The 17084-nt window shown below is 70.4% G+C and carries 20 protein-coding genes; 12 read left to right on the forward strand and 8 right to left on the reverse strand.

Translation table 11 applies throughout. The features are described from left to right. Positions 1-79: 79 nt before the first annotated feature. On the forward strand, positions 80-724 hold the full coding sequence (locus AB0M92_RS34405; protein WP_366106292.1) for a GAP family protein: 645 nt from the start codon (positions 80-82) through the stop codon (positions 722-724). Positions 725-781: 57 nt separating this feature from the next. Here AB0M92_RS34405 and AB0M92_RS34410 read toward each other — a convergent pair whose 3' ends face one another. Beyond that, positions 782-1273, reverse strand: coding sequence for a hypothetical protein (locus AB0M92_RS34410; RefSeq protein WP_366106293.1), 492 nt, complete (start codon positions 1271-1273; stop codon positions 782-784). A gap of 410 nt (positions 1274-1683) precedes the next feature. Further along, positions 1684-2073 carry an ATP-binding protein gene (locus AB0M92_RS34415; RefSeq protein ID WP_366106294.1) on the reverse strand — a complete coding sequence of 130 codons (390 nt, stop codon included), beginning with the start codon at positions 2071-2073 and terminating at the stop codon, positions 1684-1686. 887 nt (positions 2074-2960) lie between these two features. On the opposite strand from AB0M92_RS34415, the gene AB0M92_RS34420 reads away from it, so the two are divergent. The 3 genes from AB0M92_RS34420 (at position 2961) to AB0M92_RS34430 (ending at position 4535) form a co-directional block, all read left to right on the forward strand. Continuing rightward, positions 2961-3299 carry a MerR family transcriptional regulator gene (locus AB0M92_RS34420; protein ID WP_366106295.1) on the forward strand — a complete coding sequence of 113 codons (339 nt, stop codon included), beginning with the start codon at positions 2961-2963 and terminating at the stop codon, positions 3297-3299. A 236-nt stretch (positions 3300-3535) separates the two neighbouring features. Continuing rightward, positions 3536-3739: a cold-shock protein gene (locus AB0M92_RS34425; RefSeq protein ID WP_019072426.1), complete on the forward strand. Its 204-nt coding sequence runs from the start codon at positions 3536-3538 to the stop codon at positions 3737-3739. Positions 3740-4145: 406 nt separating this feature from the next. Further along, positions 4146-4535: a hypothetical protein gene (locus tag AB0M92_RS34430; protein ID WP_366106296.1), complete on the forward strand. Its 390-nt coding sequence runs from the start codon at positions 4146-4148 to the stop codon at positions 4533-4535. Between the two features lie 51 nt (positions 4536-4586). Here the strand turns inward: AB0M92_RS34430 and AB0M92_RS34435 are convergent, their stop codons facing one another. Together AB0M92_RS34435 and AB0M92_RS34440 are read right to left on the reverse strand one after the other, a co-directional pair. Next, the gene (locus tag AB0M92_RS34435; RefSeq protein WP_366106297.1) at positions 4587-4904 is read right to left on the reverse strand and encodes a hypothetical protein; all 318 of its coding nucleotides are present in this window, start codon (positions 4902-4904) and stop codon (positions 4587-4589) included. Positions 4905-5132: 228 nt separating this feature from the next. Beyond that, on the reverse strand, positions 5133-6083 hold the full coding sequence (locus AB0M92_RS34440; RefSeq protein ID WP_366106298.1) for a DUF4344 domain-containing metallopeptidase: 951 nt from the start codon (positions 6081-6083) through the stop codon (positions 5133-5135). Positions 6084-6429: 346 nt separating this feature from the next. On the opposite strand from AB0M92_RS34440, the gene AB0M92_RS34445 reads away from it, so the two are divergent. Both AB0M92_RS34445 and AB0M92_RS34450 read left to right on the forward strand, forming a co-directional pair. Beyond that, positions 6430-8211, forward strand: a complete 1782-nt coding sequence (locus AB0M92_RS34445) for an N-acetylglutaminylglutamine amidotransferase (protein ID WP_366106299.1) — start codon at positions 6430-6432, stop codon at positions 8209-8211. 46 nt (positions 8212-8257) lie between these two features. Further along, entirely contained in the window at positions 8258-10450 is a 2193-nt protein-coding gene (locus AB0M92_RS34450) for a prolyl oligopeptidase family serine peptidase (protein ID WP_366106300.1), read from the forward strand. A 107-nt stretch (positions 10451-10557) separates the two neighbouring features. Here AB0M92_RS34450 and AB0M92_RS34455 read toward each other — a convergent pair whose 3' ends face one another. Continuing rightward, a complete protein-coding gene (locus tag AB0M92_RS34455; protein ID WP_366106301.1) occupies positions 10558-10869 on the reverse strand; it encodes a hypothetical protein in 312 nt (103 codons plus the stop codon). 105 nt (positions 10870-10974) lie between these two features. Further along, on the reverse strand, positions 10975-11448 hold the full coding sequence (locus AB0M92_RS34460; RefSeq protein WP_366106302.1) for an SgcJ/EcaC family oxidoreductase: 474 nt from the start codon (positions 11446-11448) through the stop codon (positions 10975-10977). A 226-nt stretch (positions 11449-11674) separates the two neighbouring features. Here AB0M92_RS34460 and AB0M92_RS34465 point away from each other — a divergent pair, with 226 nt between their 5' ends. Further along, entirely contained in the window at positions 11675-12136 is a 462-nt protein-coding gene (locus AB0M92_RS34465) for a MarR family transcriptional regulator (RefSeq protein WP_366106303.1), read from the forward strand. Positions 12137-12362: 226 nt separating this feature from the next. Then, positions 12363-12920 carry a GNAT family protein gene (locus tag AB0M92_RS34470; protein ID WP_366106304.1) on the forward strand — a complete coding sequence of 186 codons (558 nt, stop codon included), beginning with the start codon at positions 12363-12365 and terminating at the stop codon, positions 12918-12920. A gap of 210 nt (positions 12921-13130) precedes the next feature. Here AB0M92_RS34470 and AB0M92_RS34475 read toward each other — a convergent pair whose 3' ends face one another. Further along, complete coding sequence (locus AB0M92_RS34475) at positions 13131-13724, reverse strand: hypothetical protein (RefSeq protein WP_366106305.1); 594 nt, start codon at positions 13722-13724, stop codon at positions 13131-13133. Between the two features lie 572 nt (positions 13725-14296). On the opposite strand from AB0M92_RS34475, the gene AB0M92_RS34480 reads away from it, so the two are divergent. Further along, positions 14297-14425, forward strand: coding sequence for a hypothetical protein (locus AB0M92_RS34480; protein ID WP_366106306.1), 129 nt, complete (start codon positions 14297-14299; stop codon positions 14423-14425). A 120-nt stretch (positions 14426-14545) separates the two neighbouring features. On the opposite strand, the gene AB0M92_RS34485 is transcribed toward AB0M92_RS34480, so the two are convergent. Continuing rightward, positions 14546-15259: a hypothetical protein gene (locus AB0M92_RS34485; RefSeq protein WP_366106307.1), complete on the reverse strand. Its 714-nt coding sequence runs from the start codon at positions 15257-15259 to the stop codon at positions 14546-14548. A gap of 117 nt (positions 15260-15376) precedes the next feature. Here AB0M92_RS34485 and AB0M92_RS34490 point away from each other — a divergent pair, with 117 nt between their 5' ends. The 3 genes from AB0M92_RS34490 (at position 15377) to AB0M92_RS34500 (ending at position 16745) form a co-directional block, all read left to right on the forward strand. After that, entirely contained in the window at positions 15377-16027 is a 651-nt protein-coding gene (locus AB0M92_RS34490) for a helix-turn-helix domain-containing protein (RefSeq protein ID WP_366106308.1), read from the forward strand. Between the two features lie 235 nt (positions 16028-16262). Beyond that, on the forward strand, positions 16263-16463 hold the full coding sequence (locus tag AB0M92_RS34495; RefSeq protein WP_366106309.1) for a hypothetical protein: 201 nt from the start codon (positions 16263-16265) through the stop codon (positions 16461-16463). 63 nt (positions 16464-16526) lie between these two features. Then, on the forward strand, positions 16527-16745 hold the full coding sequence (locus AB0M92_RS34500) for a hypothetical protein (RefSeq protein ID WP_366106310.1): 219 nt from the start codon (positions 16527-16529) through the stop codon (positions 16743-16745). Positions 16746-17084: the final 339 nt, after the last annotated feature.

The raw sequence follows: 17084 nt of genomic DNA on the forward strand, positions 1-17084 counted from the left end.
GGCGCCGCCCGACGCTGTCGACGGGTCCTTCCCATCCACACGTGGCCCACGGCCCCGACACCCGGGAGCGGCTGATCCCATGGTCCTCGACCTGGTCGTGATCGGTACGGCCGTCACCTTGGGGCCTTTGCACAACAGCGCCTTCATCCTGCTCCTCTCCTCACGGCGAGGAGTCCGCCAGGGCCTGGCGTTCCTGTTGTCGTGGCTGGCCAACCTGATCACGGTCATCGCCTGCGTGATGCTGCTGACCGGCGGACAGCCCCCGGCCCGTCACAGCGCACCCTCGACCGCCGCGACCGCTGCGAAACTCGCCATCGGCGTGGCTCTGGTGCTCTACGGGGTACACCGGCACCGCCGGCCACCCCGCCCGCACGGCCCACCCCGCTGGACGGCCCGGATCGACAACGCCTCCCCGGTGACCGCAGCCGGCCTGGCATGGCTGCTGCAACCCTGGGCACTGGTCGGCGCCGGCGCCGCGACCGCCATCGACGCGGACCTTTCCACACCCACCGACTGGCTCGCACTGACCGGCTACTGCCTGCTGGCCACGCTCAGCCTCATCGTCATGGAGATGTACGCGCTCCGGGCGCCCGCGGCCGCCGACGCCCGGCTGAACGCCCTGCGGAGCTGGCTGGAGCAGCACCAGGAGCAGCTGATCGTCATGCTCTCCCTGCTCGCCGGCCTGTGGCTGACGGCCCGGAGCATTTACGAGCTGGTCGCCTGACACGGACTGCGCGACGGCGCCGGGTCCGGGCCGCTGGGCGGCCCGGACCTCAGCGGATCAGGCGTGCACGCCGTGCCACGGCGTGCACTTGCGCTCGCTGCCCTTCACGATGCAGCCGCGCAGCTTGTACGCGTGTCCCTCGGGCAGGTTGCCGGAAGCGATCGCGATGTAGATCGCCTTGTGGCCCCGCGTGGAGGCGACGCGGCCGGTGCTCAGCTCCGCCTCGACCGCCCAGCCGTCGGGGCTGATGTCCTTGGCGACGAGGGAGTCGCCCGGGATGTTGGGCGCGGGCTGCGGATCGGCGTTCCACCGGGCGAAGCCCATCTCGTGGCCGTCCGTGGGGCTGATGATGTTGATCGTGTACGACCCGTCCGACGACATCGCCGTGAGGCCGGAGACCCCGGTCGTGGAGAGCGAGACGTCGATGTCGGTCGCGAGGTCGCCCGTCTCGTCGGCGCTGGCCGTTGCGGCCCCGGCCGTGAGCGTCACGCCGACGAACAGGGCGGCCGTACCGAGGACCGCGCCAACGCGCTGGTGTATCGAACCCATGATTTCCTTCGTTCCCGCGCGCGACGGCACGCCGCAGCACGCACGCTTCCCGCCGGCTTCGAAAGTCGCCGACGGTCGGTCAAGACCACTGTAAACAAGCCATGTTGGGAACCTACTGGCGGGTACCCATCGGGCGAACGGGGGCCTTGGCCACTTGGTGCACAGCTGCGGGGTGGCGAGCGGAACCGATTCTGCTCCGTCTCGTTGACCCTGGCGGGACGGACGTCGCTCCGGGAGGTTCTTCGGTTCCCCGGGCCTTGCGGAGCGGTCGGTCCTGGTTCCGGCATCCGGCATGCCGCCCGTTGGGGCGGGACTCACCACGGCGGTGGTGTCGGCATCCGGTGTCGGGGCCGCGCCGGGCTGTAGAGCCCACCGGGCGAGGGGTGCGCCGAGGGCGGGCCCGGATCTGCCTATCGGGGCAGGAGGGCGTGCACGGTCTTTCCGCGGCCGGGGACGGTGGTGACGCGGGTGCTGACGGCGAGGCGATTGACCATCGGCCAGCCGAAGCCCCCGCCCGCGCCGTGCAGGTCGGGCACGCGCATGCGCGGTGGTCGCGGGCTGCGGTCGTGGACGGCCACCTCGATGCCGTCCGGACGCGAGGTCAGGTCGAGGGCATAGCTGCCGCCTCCGTGGCGCAGGGCGTTGGTGACGAGTTCCGAGACGGCCAGGATCACGCCCTCCGCGGCATCGCCGGCGAGCGGGCGGGCGAGGGTGTCGAGGAAGGTGCGGGCCTGCTGCCGCGCGTCGGCGGGTGAGGCCGTGCGGCGGTCGAGTGTCACGCCGACGTACTCCGTGGCCATCAGGGCACCTCGTCTCTGTTCGTCCGTCCTGGTCCGGCCTGCCCGCTCTTGTACCCAGCCCCGGCGCGTACAGCCCTGCGGTGCTCGTGGAACGTCCCTCCTGTCCGGTGCGGATTACCTCTCGACACCGCCGACGAAAATCTATACTCGCCGGAGTAGACATTGGGCGACGGTGTGGCTATGGTTTCTCTCGTAGCCCGAAGAGATCGAAAGGCCCGGCAGAGACGAACTGCCGGGCGGCAAGACCGCAGTACCCGCAGTTGCAGTGCGCAGGACGGTGCGGTGACGGAGTTTCGAAGCCAGGTTGGTTGCAGGACGGCGACGGGACTGGTGACCGGACCGGGAGGCCCGCAGTGATCAGGGGCCGCCACGGCAGTAACGCAGTGGTTGCAGTACCGGCAGTTGGCAGTACCCGGCAGTGAAGTGGAATGAAGCGGTACCTCGGTGAAGGCGTCGGGCTGCGGGCGCGCGCACCGGGAGGTTCGGCAGTGGGGTTCCAAGCCAGAGCAGATGCAGGATGGGCGACGGGGCTGGCTGCCGAAACGTGGCGCTTGGCGAGGCCACCAGTAGTACGCAACACCAGCAGTACAAGCAGTTTGCAGTTCCCGTTTGGAAAGTGATTCATCCCAGAGGGAAAGAACGGAGGGATTGAGCGCCATCAGGATCGCCCGGACGCCACGCGAGTCCGGGTACCGCAGGACATCGATAGTGAGGTGGTCTCCGGTCAAGCAACCGCGATCCCCGCACCCCCGGCGAACCTCAGGTCGGGTGGGCGGAAACAGAAGGCCGGCGCACAATCAAGGCCGGCAGATGGTGTAGCAGTTCCTTCGGGGCCCGGGAGCAACATGCTCCCGGGCCCCTCCACGCGTTCCACGAAGAGAGGTGCAATGACAGCAGACGACTCGTTCGGCCGTCTCGATGACGACGACTACCCCGCCTACACCATGGGCAGGGCCGCCGAGATGCTCGGCACCACCCAGGGTTTCCTGCGTGCCATCGGCGAAGCCCGCCTGATCACCCCGCTGCGTTCGGCCGGCGGACACCGCCGCTACTCCCGTTACCAGCTGCGCATCGCCGCCCGCGCCCGGGAACTCGTCGACCAGGGCACCCCCATCGAGGCGGCCTGCCGCATCATCATCCTCGAAGACCAGCTTGAGGAAGCGCAGCGCATCAACGCCGAGTACCGCCGCGCCGCCGAATCAGCGAATCCCACAGATGCCGCGTGAGGGTCGCGCCCGCCCGGATCGGCGGCCGGCGCGGAGCAAGCCATGACGTGTGCTCGTTTTCTGTGGTGACAGCACGTGCGGACGTGTACCGTCTGCGTCAGCTGTCGTGGTTCGGAAGTTCCCTTTGCCCACGCCGTAGGGGTGGGCGTTTTGCTGTGCTGTGCCGCAGGAACCAGGGCGATCACCTCCGCCTTCCACACGTGGTGGGAGGCGTCAAACGACTGGAAGGCATGGATATGGCTACGGGAACTGTGAAGTGGTTCAACGCGGAGAAGGGCTTCGGCTTCATCGCCCAGGACGGTGGGGGCCCGGACGTCTTCGCCCACTACTCGGCGATCAACTCCTCGGGCTTCCGTGAGCTGCAGGAGGGCCAGGCCGTGACGTTCGACGTCACCCAGGGCCAGAAGGGCCCGCAGGCGGAGAACATCAACCCGGCCTGACTCTTCCCGCCCCGTCGGCAGGGCCGAGGGGCCCGCGATCGACTGAGTGCGGCTGCCCGCACCGACCGACGAGCGGGTGCCGGACTCGTCCGATGACGCCGATCGGGACTTGAGGCGTACCGAATCAGGGCTGCACGGCCATTGCCGTGCGGCCCTGATCCGTATCGAGGGCCGTCACCCTGAACACCGGCCGCAGCAGACCAGCCAGGGGGAAACCATGTGGGCTCGTGCATCAGCACTCTTACTGACCATGGGCAGTGTCGTCCTGCTTTCCGGCTGCTCCGGGGGGTCTGGGACCGCCACGGCGACGCAGAGTGCCGGCCCGATCCCCAGCCCGAGCCCCAGTGCGTCCCGGACGCCGACGCCTACGCCTACGCCCTCCCCGACCCCGGTCGGCGCGCTCGTCGTGCTCTGGTACGGCCAGGGCGGCTCCGAGAAGTACAACAAGGTGGTCGACGAGGCGCGCTCATCCCAGGCGCAGCACGAGGAGCACCGGGCGGTCATCTACTTCACCGAACTGGAGGCGGCGCTCCGCGACGCCGAGGCGTACCAGAAGATCCCTGACGCCCCGAGCCAGGAGGTGTGGGCGAGCGCGTTGAAGAACACCCGCAGCGGCAAGGCGAGCGTGCTCGCCGCCTCCTCCCTGGCGGCCTCGCCGCTGCCCGAGGACGAGGCGCGGGAGATGGAGGCCCTCGGGTGGGAGGACATCGGCAAGGGCATCGGAAGTCTGAAGGACCTGGACACCCGCTTCCGCGGCTTCGGAGTCCTGCCGGTGAAGGACCCCTGGACGGACTGACCAGGTGTGGAGGGGGCCCCGAGGAGGCTCACCCACGGGTCCCGCCACCGGTCAGTCCAGCCGCTTCGGCATCACGATCCGGCTCGCGCGCTCTCCCGGCCCCGAGATCAGGCACCATGTCCCGCGGTCCAGGATGCCGTCTCGGTCGGGCTTGGCGTTCACCGCCGGTGGGAACGTCACCTCGGCAGCCAACAGATCGAAGTCCAGTGGCAGCTCCAGCTCGCATACGGCCCCGCCGCGAGGGTCCACGATGAAGCCTTCGCGGCCCGGCACGTAGCGGTTGCCGTGGGCGAGCAGCAGATCCACCACGGGCAGCAAGCTGCGGTAGGGCTCCGAGCTTCCCGGATCCCCGGGGGCGATCTCAATCATGGTGTGGCCTCTCGCTCGGGGCGGTCCGGTACGGGAGAGTACCTGCTACACGTTCGGCGGATCGCCAACCCACACATGACCCGATGCGGCCCGGTCGCTCAAGGAGGCCCCGGGGAACTCCCACCCTCGGGGCGTGCGCCGCCAGACGGTCGGGACGGCCTGCTGAGAGGGCTCGTCATCTGCCGGTACGCCGTGAACAGACCGCGCGGCGAGGGCTGCGACGCATGCTCATTGGCTGGTGCGGAGCTTGTCGAGCTGCTCCGCGAAGGCCTTCATCTCCGCGATCAGGTGCGCGCGGGCGTCCTCCTGGTTCTTGTCGCCCTGGTCCTTGAACGCCGCCGCGAAATGCGGTTGGAGTTGGGTCCACCAGCCCTGGTCCAGCATCGCCCAGGCCTGCGGACACAGCGGGGCGCGGGTCTTCGGCAGGTAGCCGGCGCCGACCAGGGGGCCTTCGTACTTCTTCGGGTCGCTTCCTTCGAGGTAGCAGAGGAAGTTGAACACCCGAGCCTGGGTGACGGGGTGATCGCTGGAGAGCCCTTCCAGGGTGGTCTTTCCCTCCTTGCGGGCGAGCTCGTCGAAGACGAGCGCGGCCGCGAGCGAGGGAGCGGGCCCGACCTCGTTGACCGTGTAGAACGATGCGAACCCGTCGGCGGCGTCCTCTTCGAGTCCCAGGTTCGCCAGCATGAGCTGACGCTGCAGTGCGTGGCCCAGCTCGTGGCCGAAGACGAACTGGGTCGACAGCGCGGTCAGGTCGTCGGCGTTGTACTCGTCCTGGGGGAACACGGCGGGACGCTCGACGGTCTTGGCCACGTCGGTGGCGATCCCCTGGACCTTGGTGAGGAACTCCGGGGGCACGTAGATCGTTCTGCCGTCGGGCTGGGTGACCGCATCCTCGACCCCGGGCGGGACCTTGTCGGTGACCTTGACGGCCAGGTCGTGCGGGAGGGCGAGTGACCTGCTCACCCAGTCGGCCGCCTGCTCCAGGACGCGGGCTTTGCGGATCACCTCGACGGCATGCCGGTTGTCCGGTGCGATCGCGTCGTCCTCGTAGACGACCGTGACCTTGCCTTTGGCCTCGTCCTTGTCGTCGCCACCGCAGGAGACGAGCCCGAAGCCGACGACGAGGAGCGCGCCCGCCAAGGCAGTCCGCGCGACGGTCGAGTAGCCACCACTGCTCACCGCCCGATTATTTCGGCCCGGCCCTGCGACCAGCGCGCGACACCCCGCCGCGTCCGGGTTCATGATGCCCGCCCTGGGCGCCCCGTCGGACGGTTGCTGATGCATACGGTCCGAGACGACGCCCACACCGACAGTGCGAGCCCGGGACCTCGGGGAAGCGAGGAGCTTATGGGCCGCTGAGGCGGGCAGGCGCCGCACATGTCGATCGACCGTTGCGGGCCGGCCGCCGTCGTCCCAAGCGGTACAGGAGTAGTGAAGTGATGACGTACGTGATCAGGCGCTCCACGGAGAGTGAGGTCCCTCGGGGGTGGCGCCCCCGCTGTGCCGTGCATGTGGCGGGTGCCCCGTGTGCGGTGTGAGCGGGGAGATGCGTTTCGACGGCGGTAAACCGGACCTTGCCGCAGTCGAACGCATGACCGACTCCCTGGAGCCGCGGGGACCGGACGGCCGAGGGGCGTGGTCGCAGGGGGCGGTGGCCCTGGGGCACCGGCGCCTAAAGATCATCGATCTTTCCGACCGGGGCGCCCAGCCCATGACCGACCCGCAGCTGGGCCTCACCGTGGTCTTCAACGGCTGCATCTACAACCACCGCGAGCTGCGTGAACGCCTCGGAAGGCTCGGACATCGCTTCTTCTCGCGTTCCGACACCGAGGTGGTCGTCAAGGCATACGCCGAATGGGGCCTGGAATGCGTCCAGTCCCTGATCGGCATGTTCGCCTTCGCCGTGGTCGAGCACCGCACCGGCCGCGTCGTGCTGGCCCGTGACCGGCTGGGCATCAAGCCGCTGTACGTCACCGAGGACAGCGACCGGCTCCGCTTCGCTTCCTCCCTGCCCGCCCTTCTGGCGGGCGGCGGAATCGATACGTCCCTCGACCCGGTGGCGCTTCACCAGTACCTCAGCTGGCACGGAACCGTCCCCGCGCCCCGTACCGTACTGGCCGGAGTGCGCAAGGTCCCGCCGGCCACCGTCCGCGTCGTGGAGCGGGACGGCACCTCCCGTGACCACTGCTATTGGCAACCGTCCTACACCCGGCACTCGGAGCTCGGCGAGGACCCGGCGCTCTGGCAGGAGGCCGTGCACGATGCGCTGCGCACGGCGGTCCGGCGGCGCACGGTCGCGGACGTACCCGTGGGCCTGCTCCTGTCGGGCGGGCTGGACTCCAGCCTGCTCGTGGCGCTGCTCGCCGAGGCCGGTGAACAGGACCTTGCGACCTTCGCCATGGGCTTCGAGTCGGAGAACGGCGAGGACGGAGACGAGTTCTGGTACTCCGACCTGATCGCGCGAGAGTTCTCGACCGACCACCACCAGTTCCTGATCCCGTCCGATCGGCTTCCGTCGGCGCTGGACGCCGCCATCGGCGCCATGAGCGAGCCGATGGTCAGCCACGACGCCGTCGCGTTCCACATGCTGGCGGAACAGGTCTCCAAGGAGGTCAAGGTCGTGCTGTGCGGCCAGGGCGCCGACGAGGTGTTCGCCGGCTACCACTGGTACCCGCGGATCGCCGCGGCCACCCGGCCGGAAGCGGGCGAGGCCTACGCGGACGCGTACTTCGACCGGACGCACGCCGACCTCACCGCCATGCTGCACCCCGACTTCACCACCGACCACGATGCCTCCATGGGGTTCGTCCGGGCGCACATGGCCGCACCGGGAGCCGCGACCGCTCTCGACGCGGCCCTGCGCATGGACGTCCACGCACTCATGCCCGACGACCCCGTCAAGCGGGTCGACAACATGACCATGGCCTGGGGCCTGGAGGCGAGGGTGCCGTTCCTGGACCACGAGCTGGTCGAACTGGCTGCGGCCTGCCCGCCACAGCTCAAGCTCGCGCAGGGGGGCAAGGCCGTGCTCAAGGACATCGGACGCAAGATCCTGCCCCCCGAGGTCGTCGACCGCCCGAAGGGCTACTTCCCGGTGCCGGCGGTCCGGCACATGGCCGAGCCCGTGCTCGCCCGCGTACGCGAGGCGCTCACGGCCCCGGAAGCACGCGGACGCGCCGTATTCGACCAACGCCTGGTCCACGAACTGCTCGCGGCGCCCAACGGCCATCGCACCAAACGCGGGGCCAACACCCTCTGGCAGGTCGCGTCGTTGGAGATCTGGCTGCAAAAGCACGGAATCAAGTGACCGGATCGACATTGAAGCGGAAGCCGAAGCCTGGGAGAGGCGGCCCATGCCCCTGGAGCACCCGAAACCCCCGAGGCCGGAGCCGGCACCGGCACCGGCCCCCGCTCCGGTGCGGATGCCCGACCACCGCGGCATCGACCCGCCGACCCTCCTCACCGCCCACGGGTGCTGGTACCCCTCGGCCGACCCGACGGGCGAGCACGTGGCGTTCATCTGCGACCGGGCCGGAGTTCCGCAGCTGTGGAGCGGGCCCGCCCGGGGGACGGAGGTACACGTTCTGGACGATGCTCCCGACCCGGTGGCCGAGGTCGCCTGGTCGCCGGACGGGCGCTGGATCGCCTACACCTCGGCGCCGGGGGGCGGCGAGCACACTCGTGTCCTGGTCGTGCGCCCGGACGGCACCGGGCGGCAGGTCCTCGCGGGCGCGGAGCCCGGGAGTTCGGCTCACCTCGGTTGCTGGACGCGCGACGGCACCGCCCTCACCGTCACGGTCGCACAGCCCTCACCAGTGGGCTCCGAGCACGCCGGCCCCGGACACCTGCCGCCGGACGCGGAGGCCGCAGCCCCCGCCGACGGTCGGGTGCCGGGCTCGTCATGGTCCGAACGCGGCGGCCCGGCCACCCTGCTCGAAGGAGGGGCCGCGCAACGACCGGCATCGAGGGAGCCCGAGCCGGCGCCATCGGTGGTCGAAGCGGGCGGCCTTGCCGCGAGCGGTGCGCCGGCCGCCGGGCTCGGCCCGGCTCGCAGCGGCGGACTGGCCGCCTACCTGGTCGACCCGGACGGAGCCGGCGCCCCGGTCCTGCTGTTCAGCGAGGAGGGGGCTGCCTCCCTGCGCGTGTGCGACATGAGTGCGGACGGCCGCTTCGCGCTCGTCCGCCGCGGCCCGCGCGGCCGCCGGGAGGCCCTCGTACTCGACACTGCTTGCGGCCGCACCACCTTCACGCTGCACGCCGCCGACGGGGACCCGTGGATCGGGCGGTTCTCCGCCGACGCACGGACGCTGTGGCTGCGCAGTGACGCGGAGCGGGAGTTCGCGGCCCTCCTGCGGGTCGGGCTGGACGATGAGGGCGCTTCGCGGGGGGTGTCCGTCGCCGCGGAGCGGGAGGAGTCCGCCCTCGATCTGCTGAGCGTGCCCGACCACGGCCGGTGGGCCCTTCTCGCCTGGAACGCGGACGGTGCGACCGAGCTGGAAAGCGTGGGGCTCGCCCCGGGCCCTGCGGACGCCGGGATCGGACCGCGACAGCGCCCGGTCCTGCCGCACGAGGTGGTGACCCGCATCGTCCCCTTGGAGCGCGGCGGATTGTTCGCCGCACTGTCGGGATCCCGGCGCAGGCCCGGAATCTGGGAACTGGACGGGGCCCTCGTGCCCGCGCGCACCGGCTGGACGGCGCGGGACGAGGACGCGGTCCCGCCGGGGCGGCCGCCCGTACGCCCGGTGCCCCTGCGCTGCCGGGCCCGGGACGGGCTCGTACTCGGTGGCTGGTACTACCGTGCGCCGGAGCAGGAACCGGGCCGGCCGGCCCCGTGCGTGATCCACCTCCACGGCGGACCGGAGGAACAGGAACGGCCCGTGTTCAGCCCGCTGTACCACGAGCTCCTCGGCAGGGGACTGGACGTGTTCGCCCCCGATGTCCGCGGCTCGTCCGGCCGGGGCCGGTCGTTCGTCGACGCAGACCTCGGCGCCGGTCGGTTCGCGGCGATCGACGATGTCGCCGACTGCGCCGCTCACGTGGTCTCGCTCGGGTACGCGGACCCGCTGCGGCTCGGGGTGATGGGCCGCTCGTACGGCGGCTACCTCACCATGGCCTCTCTCGTCTGGCATCCCGAGCTCTTCCGCGCCGGGGTAGCGGTCTGCGGGATGTCGGACTTCGCCACCTTCTTCGCCGGTACGGAGCCGTGGATCGCGCAGTCCGCAGCCGTCAAGTACGGGCACCCCCGGCACGACCGCGAACTGCTCCGCGCCCTGTCCCCGATGAGCCGCATCGATCAGTTGCGCGCCCCCGTCCTGACCGTCCACGGCGAGCACGACACCAACGTGCCGCCGACGGAGTCGCAACAGTTCGTCAGGGCGGCACGCGAGCGCGGTGTGCCGGCGCGGCAGCTGGTATTGCGCAACGAGGGCCACGAATTCCTGCGTGCGGACAACCGGCGGCTCTACCGGCGGGCTGCCGCGGACTGGCTGGAGCAGCATCTGGGCCCAGGCCCAGGCCCAGGCCCAGGCCCAGCCCCAGGCCCGTGACCGGGCTGGATCCTCTGGCCATGCGGGAGCCCTTCTCCGGCGGGCCGGGACGACGGGGTCGTGGTGCTGGTGCCCGAGCCGGTCCGCATCCGCCACGGAGCTGGGAGTCAGCGATGACGGCGTGCTCCCGAATCCAGCCGCGGCGGAGCCTGGTCCCGGGCTTCCTGGAGCTGGACGTCCGCGCCGGTGACCGTGAACGCGACGTTCAGGCTGCGGCACATCCGCTGCGCGCGCGCCATGGCGCTGAGGGTGGCGGGGCTCGGTTGGGCGGTGGGCAGTTCGAGGAGGACCTGGTCCGGGCGGTGGGCCGCGACGAGCGCTTCGATCTGCAAGGCGACGGCAGCCCGGTTGGTGATGTCCAGCTCGTGGTGGATCTTCACTCTGAGCGTGCCGCGATCGAGAGTATGGGTGATCAACATCCGCAATCCTCCAATGGCCCGGCCGGGGTGCCACGCAGGTCCCACGACGCCCCTCCAGCATGCAGCCTGCGGGCCGCGACGGCCCTCGTGACGGCGTGAGGGGGGTCAGGGGAGAGTGGGCCGGGTGGCGGGCTGGACCCGGAAGGAAATGGCCTCCATCCAGGGTTTGCGCTGCGTCTTCTGGACCGCGGCGATGCGCCACTGCCTGTCGGCCTCGCGCACGAGGGTGTAGGTGGCGAGCTTGCCGGGTCGGCCCGGTGCGGCCCGGCTCTTGCGGACATCGCCGCGGGTCACGGCGACGGCGGTCTCGGGGCCGTAGAAGCGCAGGTCGACCAGGTCGAGGTCGAGGCGCGTGCCCTTGAGGAACCCGTCGAACAGGGCTTGGTGGGCGCGACCGATCTCGGCGCTGCCGCGGTAGAGGGTGCCGATGTAGGTGAGATCGGTGGCGTCCTCCGTGAAACAGGCTCCGTAGGCGGCTCCGTCACCGTCGGCCCAGGCAGCGGCGCTGCGCTGCAACAGGGCGCGGACGGCGGCGGTGTCTTCGGTGCGGTCAAGCGGGGCGGGTTGCCGGGCGGTCATTGTCGTTTCCCTTCTGACGGATCGGTCAGCAGCGGGTCGTACCGGGGCGCGCGAGAGGGGATGTGCACGCACGGTCCCTCCGCCGGGTGACCGGGCGATGGGGGAGGGGCCGGGGCCTTGCGACCCTCCCCCATGGTAGCTTCGCGAGAGCAGATACTTCATGTGAGCATTTTCTTCCTCAGGGAAATATCTTCTCTGAGGAAGAGATTAAGGAGTGGGCAAGCCCATGTCAACGCACGCCGTTCCGTCCGAGGCCGCGGAAACCTACCGTCGCTACCTGAGCGCCGTGATGCTCCACGGCCATGCCGGCGCCAAGGCGTGCGAGCTCGGCGCCACCGACCTGTACGCGCTCAACGTGCTGGACCTCGGCGGCCCGATGACGCCCGGCGAACTGGGCGCGAGGACCGGCCTGACCACCGGCCCCACCACCCGGCTCGTCGACCGACTGGAGGCTGCCGGCTACGTACGCCGCTCGCCCTCCCCGAACGACCGGCGCAAGGTGATCGTCGAACCCGTCGGGAAGCCCGCAGGCCTCGACGAGGTGATGGCTCCTGCCCGGCAGCGAATCGGCGAAATCCTCAGTGGCTACACACCCCAGCAGTTGGAGGTCCTCTTCGACTACTTCACCCGAGCCACCGACGCCTACCGCGAGGCCGCGGAGCAACTGCGTGACTCCCGCAACGCCTGAAACCAAACCCTGCGAACGACGTGGGCCGACACGGTGCGCGGACCGATGTCCGCGGCGGCCCCGAAGACATGCCGTGGGGACAACGTGTCGCCCACATTCTGAAACCCCGACGCCGCCGGTCGGTGAGATCGCCCGGACCGATGGGCGGAGGCGGGTGGAGGGTGGAGGGTGTCCGCACGGAAGCACCGTCGGCCTCAGCGGTTCTGTGATCGATTAGGGTTGTGCGATGTTCGAAGGAAAGCTGGTAAGGCTGCGTGCGCTGTGTTCCGACGATGCCGCGCACCATCTTCGGTGGCGCAACGACCCGGAAGTGGTGCGCTGGGCCACGGCCGGAGACCCGTGTTTCGGCCCGGTCACGGCGGAGGCGCTCGGCATCGGCTTCGAAACCATGCTGCGCCTGAACCCGAGGGAGTCGGCCGTGTTCACGGTCGAGGACCTGGCGAGCGGAAGCGTGGTCGGCATGGCCGACTACCGCGACCTGGACCCGTACGCCGGCGTGGCCACGCTGGGAGTGACCATCGGCGAGCGGGAGTTCTGGGGCCGCGGACACGGAAGTGACGCGTTGCGGCTGCTCGTGGACCACCTGTTCGGCGCGTATTGCCTGAGCCGGTTGGAGCTGGACACCTGGAGCGGCAACGAGCGTGCCGTGCGGGCCTTCACCGGGTTGGGTTTCCGCGAGGAGGGCCGCCGCCGGTCGGCCGTGCTGTTGGACGGGAAGCGCTACGACAGCGTGCTCTTCGGGATGCTCCGTGAGGAATGGGCAAGCTCCCGCGCGACGGTGTAGGTGAGCTTCGGGTCCCGGCAGCGGGGCGCGCACTCTGGCCGTCCCGCGAGCCGGGGCGGGGGCGGGGGCGGGGGCGGAGTGCGCGGCCGGGGCGGCGGCGCGGGTGAGGGCGCGCGGGCCGCGCAGCCCGAGGTGCCCGGGCGGCCCACCCCGCCACGGCTGCCGAACCTGGGATTGACCACGACACCGCACGGGCCTGGGACGTGAGCGTCAGCCCGCCTTCCATACGACCTCGGGCGCGGTGCCGGTCTCCAGGGTGGGATTGCGGTAATCGCGGTCGCCCTGGAAGCCCACGAAAGCGGGCGGTACGTTTTCGGGAACGAGGAATATCTCGCAGGTGGTGACGGACTTGCCCTCGGTCAGGCGCAGGTCGGAGCCGGAAGCCTCCTGGCAGGGCTCGAACTTGGCCCCCCAGGAGGGCGTGGAGTAGTACGCAACCTTCTGGTCGGTGCCGTGCAGCAGCAGCTTGAAGTTGAAGGTGCCGACGTCTTCCACACCGCCCTTGTGGGCGTAGGTGGTGGTGACGTAGTAAGGCGTCTTGCCCGCCATGAGCCCGATGCCGAGCTTCTCCACCGCGGCCTTGTCCCCCTTGACGACCGAGATCGGGGTCACGCTCAACTGGCTCTTCTCGTTCTTCGGGAAGTGCGTGTCGGACACGTCGGCGGGCGCCTTCAAGGCGAGCGGATCGGCGAACGTCCCCTTCTGCGAAGCGGCTTGCCCGTCGTCCTGCGGCCCGCAGGCGGCAAGCGCCAAGGCCGCCAGCGTGATCGGCGCGGCAGTGCGGAGCAGACGGTTGGTCAACACGATGTGAATCCCCCGAGGTTCTTGACTTTGCGCAAGCGGCTGCGCCCCCTGCACAACCGGCACCGTGACTCTAGCCCGCCGAATGATCAAGGTTCGCCACGCCCGTGTCACCGTCTCGTACCAGGGGCGGACCGGTCCTGAACAGGAACGACACCCAGCCAGGTGGAATTGGCCGACGTCGAACGACACCCGGCGCTCGCGGTCGATGTGCGTTCCGGGGTTTCACTGCCGTTCTCACTCGGCTCGCGCCGCTGCCGTGGGGCGCGGTGCCATCTGGCTGCTGGAACCGGAGTGCCCCAACACCTTCTACGAGCTGCTGACGGAGAACCGCGACCGGACGAACTCCAGGAGGCCGGATCGGACATCGTCCCCCGGGCGGGTACCGAGAACGGTGACTGCTCTCTACCGGCTCGCCCGCTTGTTCTGCGCCCCCCCGTGGAAGCCGGCCACGAGTTCCGCCCGAGCGCCGGCTTCCTCCAGTTGGTCGCTGCCGTTCGTGAGCAGGAGGAGGCTGCCCGTTCCCCGCTTGGCCGGGTGGCTTCGACCTGGACCGGGGCGATCATGTCGAGGCAGTGCACCTCGCCTCGGGCGCCGCGCTCGAAGGGTTCACCGGCGACGGTGCCGGCGAGGAACGTCCCATCCCCTACGCCGACTCCGAAGGCGGTGCGGCTCTGATCGCCATCGAGGCCGAGTATCGCTGATGGCTACTGCGGCCGGACGCCGACGCCGGACGCCGACGCCGGACGCCGACGCCGGACGCCGACGCCGGACGCCGACGCCGGACGCCGGACGCCGGGCGGCGCCGGCGACCGGCCGGGCTCTCAGGCGCGGGCGGCCGCGGCGGCGACGATCCAGTTCCGGAACTCGACGGCGTAGTGCCGCAGGTGGTGGTCAAGTACCTCGTCCGGGCAGGTGACGGGGAAGTAGACCGTCAGGTTCGCGGTGAAGCCGTCGGCCGTGTCGCCGAACTGGATCAGCGCTCGGCCGACGACGGTGCCGTCGGCCAGGAAGAGGTTCGAGGACATCTTGCGGGGGAACTCCGATTCCGGAAGAACCTCCTCCGCATCCTTGGCCCAGTCCAGTGCGTCGGTGCCCCAGCCGCCCATGTAGAAGTCGGCGACGTGCGGGCCGATGTTCTCCACCACGCGCGCGCCGATCTCATCGGTGCCCATCACGTAGTGCTCGGGGTGCGCCGCGAGGAGCGCGCGCTCGTCCCCTGCGAACGCCTTGTCCATCCAGGCGAGGAACTCGCCCGAGGTCAGCCCCTTCGTCGCGAGCACGGTGGTGCCCCCCTTGAAGGCGCCGCCAGAGGCGCGGGCGCTCTCACGCAGGAAGGCGTTGCCCTCCTCGATGTCGGCGGCCAGGAGGTCGAGGAGGCCCTGGCGGCCCAGCAGCGTCCGGAAGCGGTCCAAGGCGCGGCGGGCGTAGAAGAGCTCGAAGTCGTCGATGCTCCCGGAGCCGGCGGGTCCGGCCTCAAGCGTCACGGCGACGGGCTGGGGCTGGGGCTGGGGCTGGAAAGTCTGGTCGTGGGTCATGGTCGAACCTCCGATAGGATGTGAATGTGAATTCACGTTCGCATCATGAGGGTACGCCGAGGAGTGCACCAGTTGTCAAAAAGCCCTGTTGAGAGCCGCGCAGATACCATCTGGGACATGACCAAGGATCCGGAGCGCACAGCGGCCTACCGGGAACCCCAGCAGGCCCGCAGCGCCGCGACCCTGGCCCGCGTCCTGCGGGCGGCCGAGGAGATCGCCGTCGACTCCGGCCTGGAGGAGATGACGATCGCCGGTGTCGCGCAGCGCGCCGGCGTCGCCGTCGGAACGATCTACCGCCGCTTCGAGGACAAAGAACAGCTGATCACCGCCCTCACCGAGCGGATGCTGGAACGCCGCGAGGAATACGTGGCCGAGCAGCTGCACACGGCCGAGCCCTCCCTTTCCGGGGTCATGGACGCCTACGCGCACGCCCTGCTCCAGTCCTTCGCGGACAGCAGCAGCCTCTTCCCCGAGCTGCTGCGCACGCGCGGGGCCAGGTCGCTGGACCGCGGGGCCCGCACCATCGCCGAACTCCACCGCCTCCTGCTCGAAGCGGCCACCCCCTACACCGACCAGATCCGGCGCTCCCAGCCCCAGCAGGCGCTCGACACCGCGGCCCGAGTCATCCTCGGCGCCTGCTTCCACAACTCGGTGCGCCCCGATGCCGTCACCGGCGAAGCGGCCAGACGCCGGTACGCCGACGAGCTCGGGGACATGGCGATCGCCTACCTCCTCACCCCCGACCGGCGGCGCAACGCCGAGACCTGAGCCCGACGAGCTGCCGCGCACCTCTCACGCCGCCGGGAGTCCGCATGGTGCGCCGAGTACGACCTCTTCGCCACCACTGGCGCCTTCCGCCCGCACGCCCGCGCGGGGGATGCGTGGGCCTGCGCTGACTGGCGGCGGAGGGTTCTTCCCGGCGGCCACCGACCGCCGGCACCCGCGCGTACCTATGGCGTGCCCGCCTGAGGTCCTGCCTGACAAGGTCCGCGCCTGGGCACAGGTGGAGAGTCCCGCATCGAGGAGCTGCGCGACCGCCCCGTTCGCCGCCGAGTGCGAGGGCTGGGCAGGCCGTCCGGACACCTTCGAGGACTTCACCGCGCTGCTGCGTGAATGGGGCGACGTGACCACCGAGGCTGCGCGCCGCGGTTGGGGGCTGGGGACGGGTGGCCGTTGTCCGCTGCCGAAGTGGTCGCTGGCGTAGCGGCGGTGGAGCCGTCGGCAGCCGGCCAGCCGGAACAGCAGCCGCGACACGCCGTAAGGCTGCGTGCCGCCGATACCCCGCTCACCCACCCAGGGTCCCGGGTGGCGTCCCTCTCGTCCCGGGTTCACCGCAGGCGTCTACTACGAGGAGGAGGAGTCGTTCGAGCCCTGGCCGCTGATGAAGAATGCCGTATCCGACGTCGAGCTCACCGTCCTCTTCGAAGGCAGCTGGTGCAAGCGGCGCACTGCGTGCGGCACGGCCCGCCGCCGTCTCACGCCGTGACCACTTCCGTGAGCGTCCGGGAGCGCTGCCGCTGGAGAGCGAGGTCTGCTTCGCGGGTGCGGACTGCGGCGTGGTGTTGGCGAGCCACCTGGGCGACGTTCGCCTCGCCTGCGCCGTCTCCGAAGGCGAGTTGGCCGCTGGCTGGACATCGACGATCCGCAACGCAACCAGGCGATCCAGACGGTGGGCACTCACTTCGGCGGATCACAACCGGTACTTCTCGCTGCCCGAGGAGGTGGCCACACCGATCAGAGCGGGCCGGCCCGACCAGTTGGTACGGGACGGCCGTCAGCCGGTCGACCACGCCGTGCTGCGGCTCGGCGTTCTTACCATGGGCGG

The sequence above is a fragment of the Streptomyces sp. NPDC051582 genome (assembly GCF_040681715.1).
Lineage (GTDB): Bacteria > Actinomycetota > Actinomycetes > Streptomycetales > Streptomycetaceae > Streptomyces.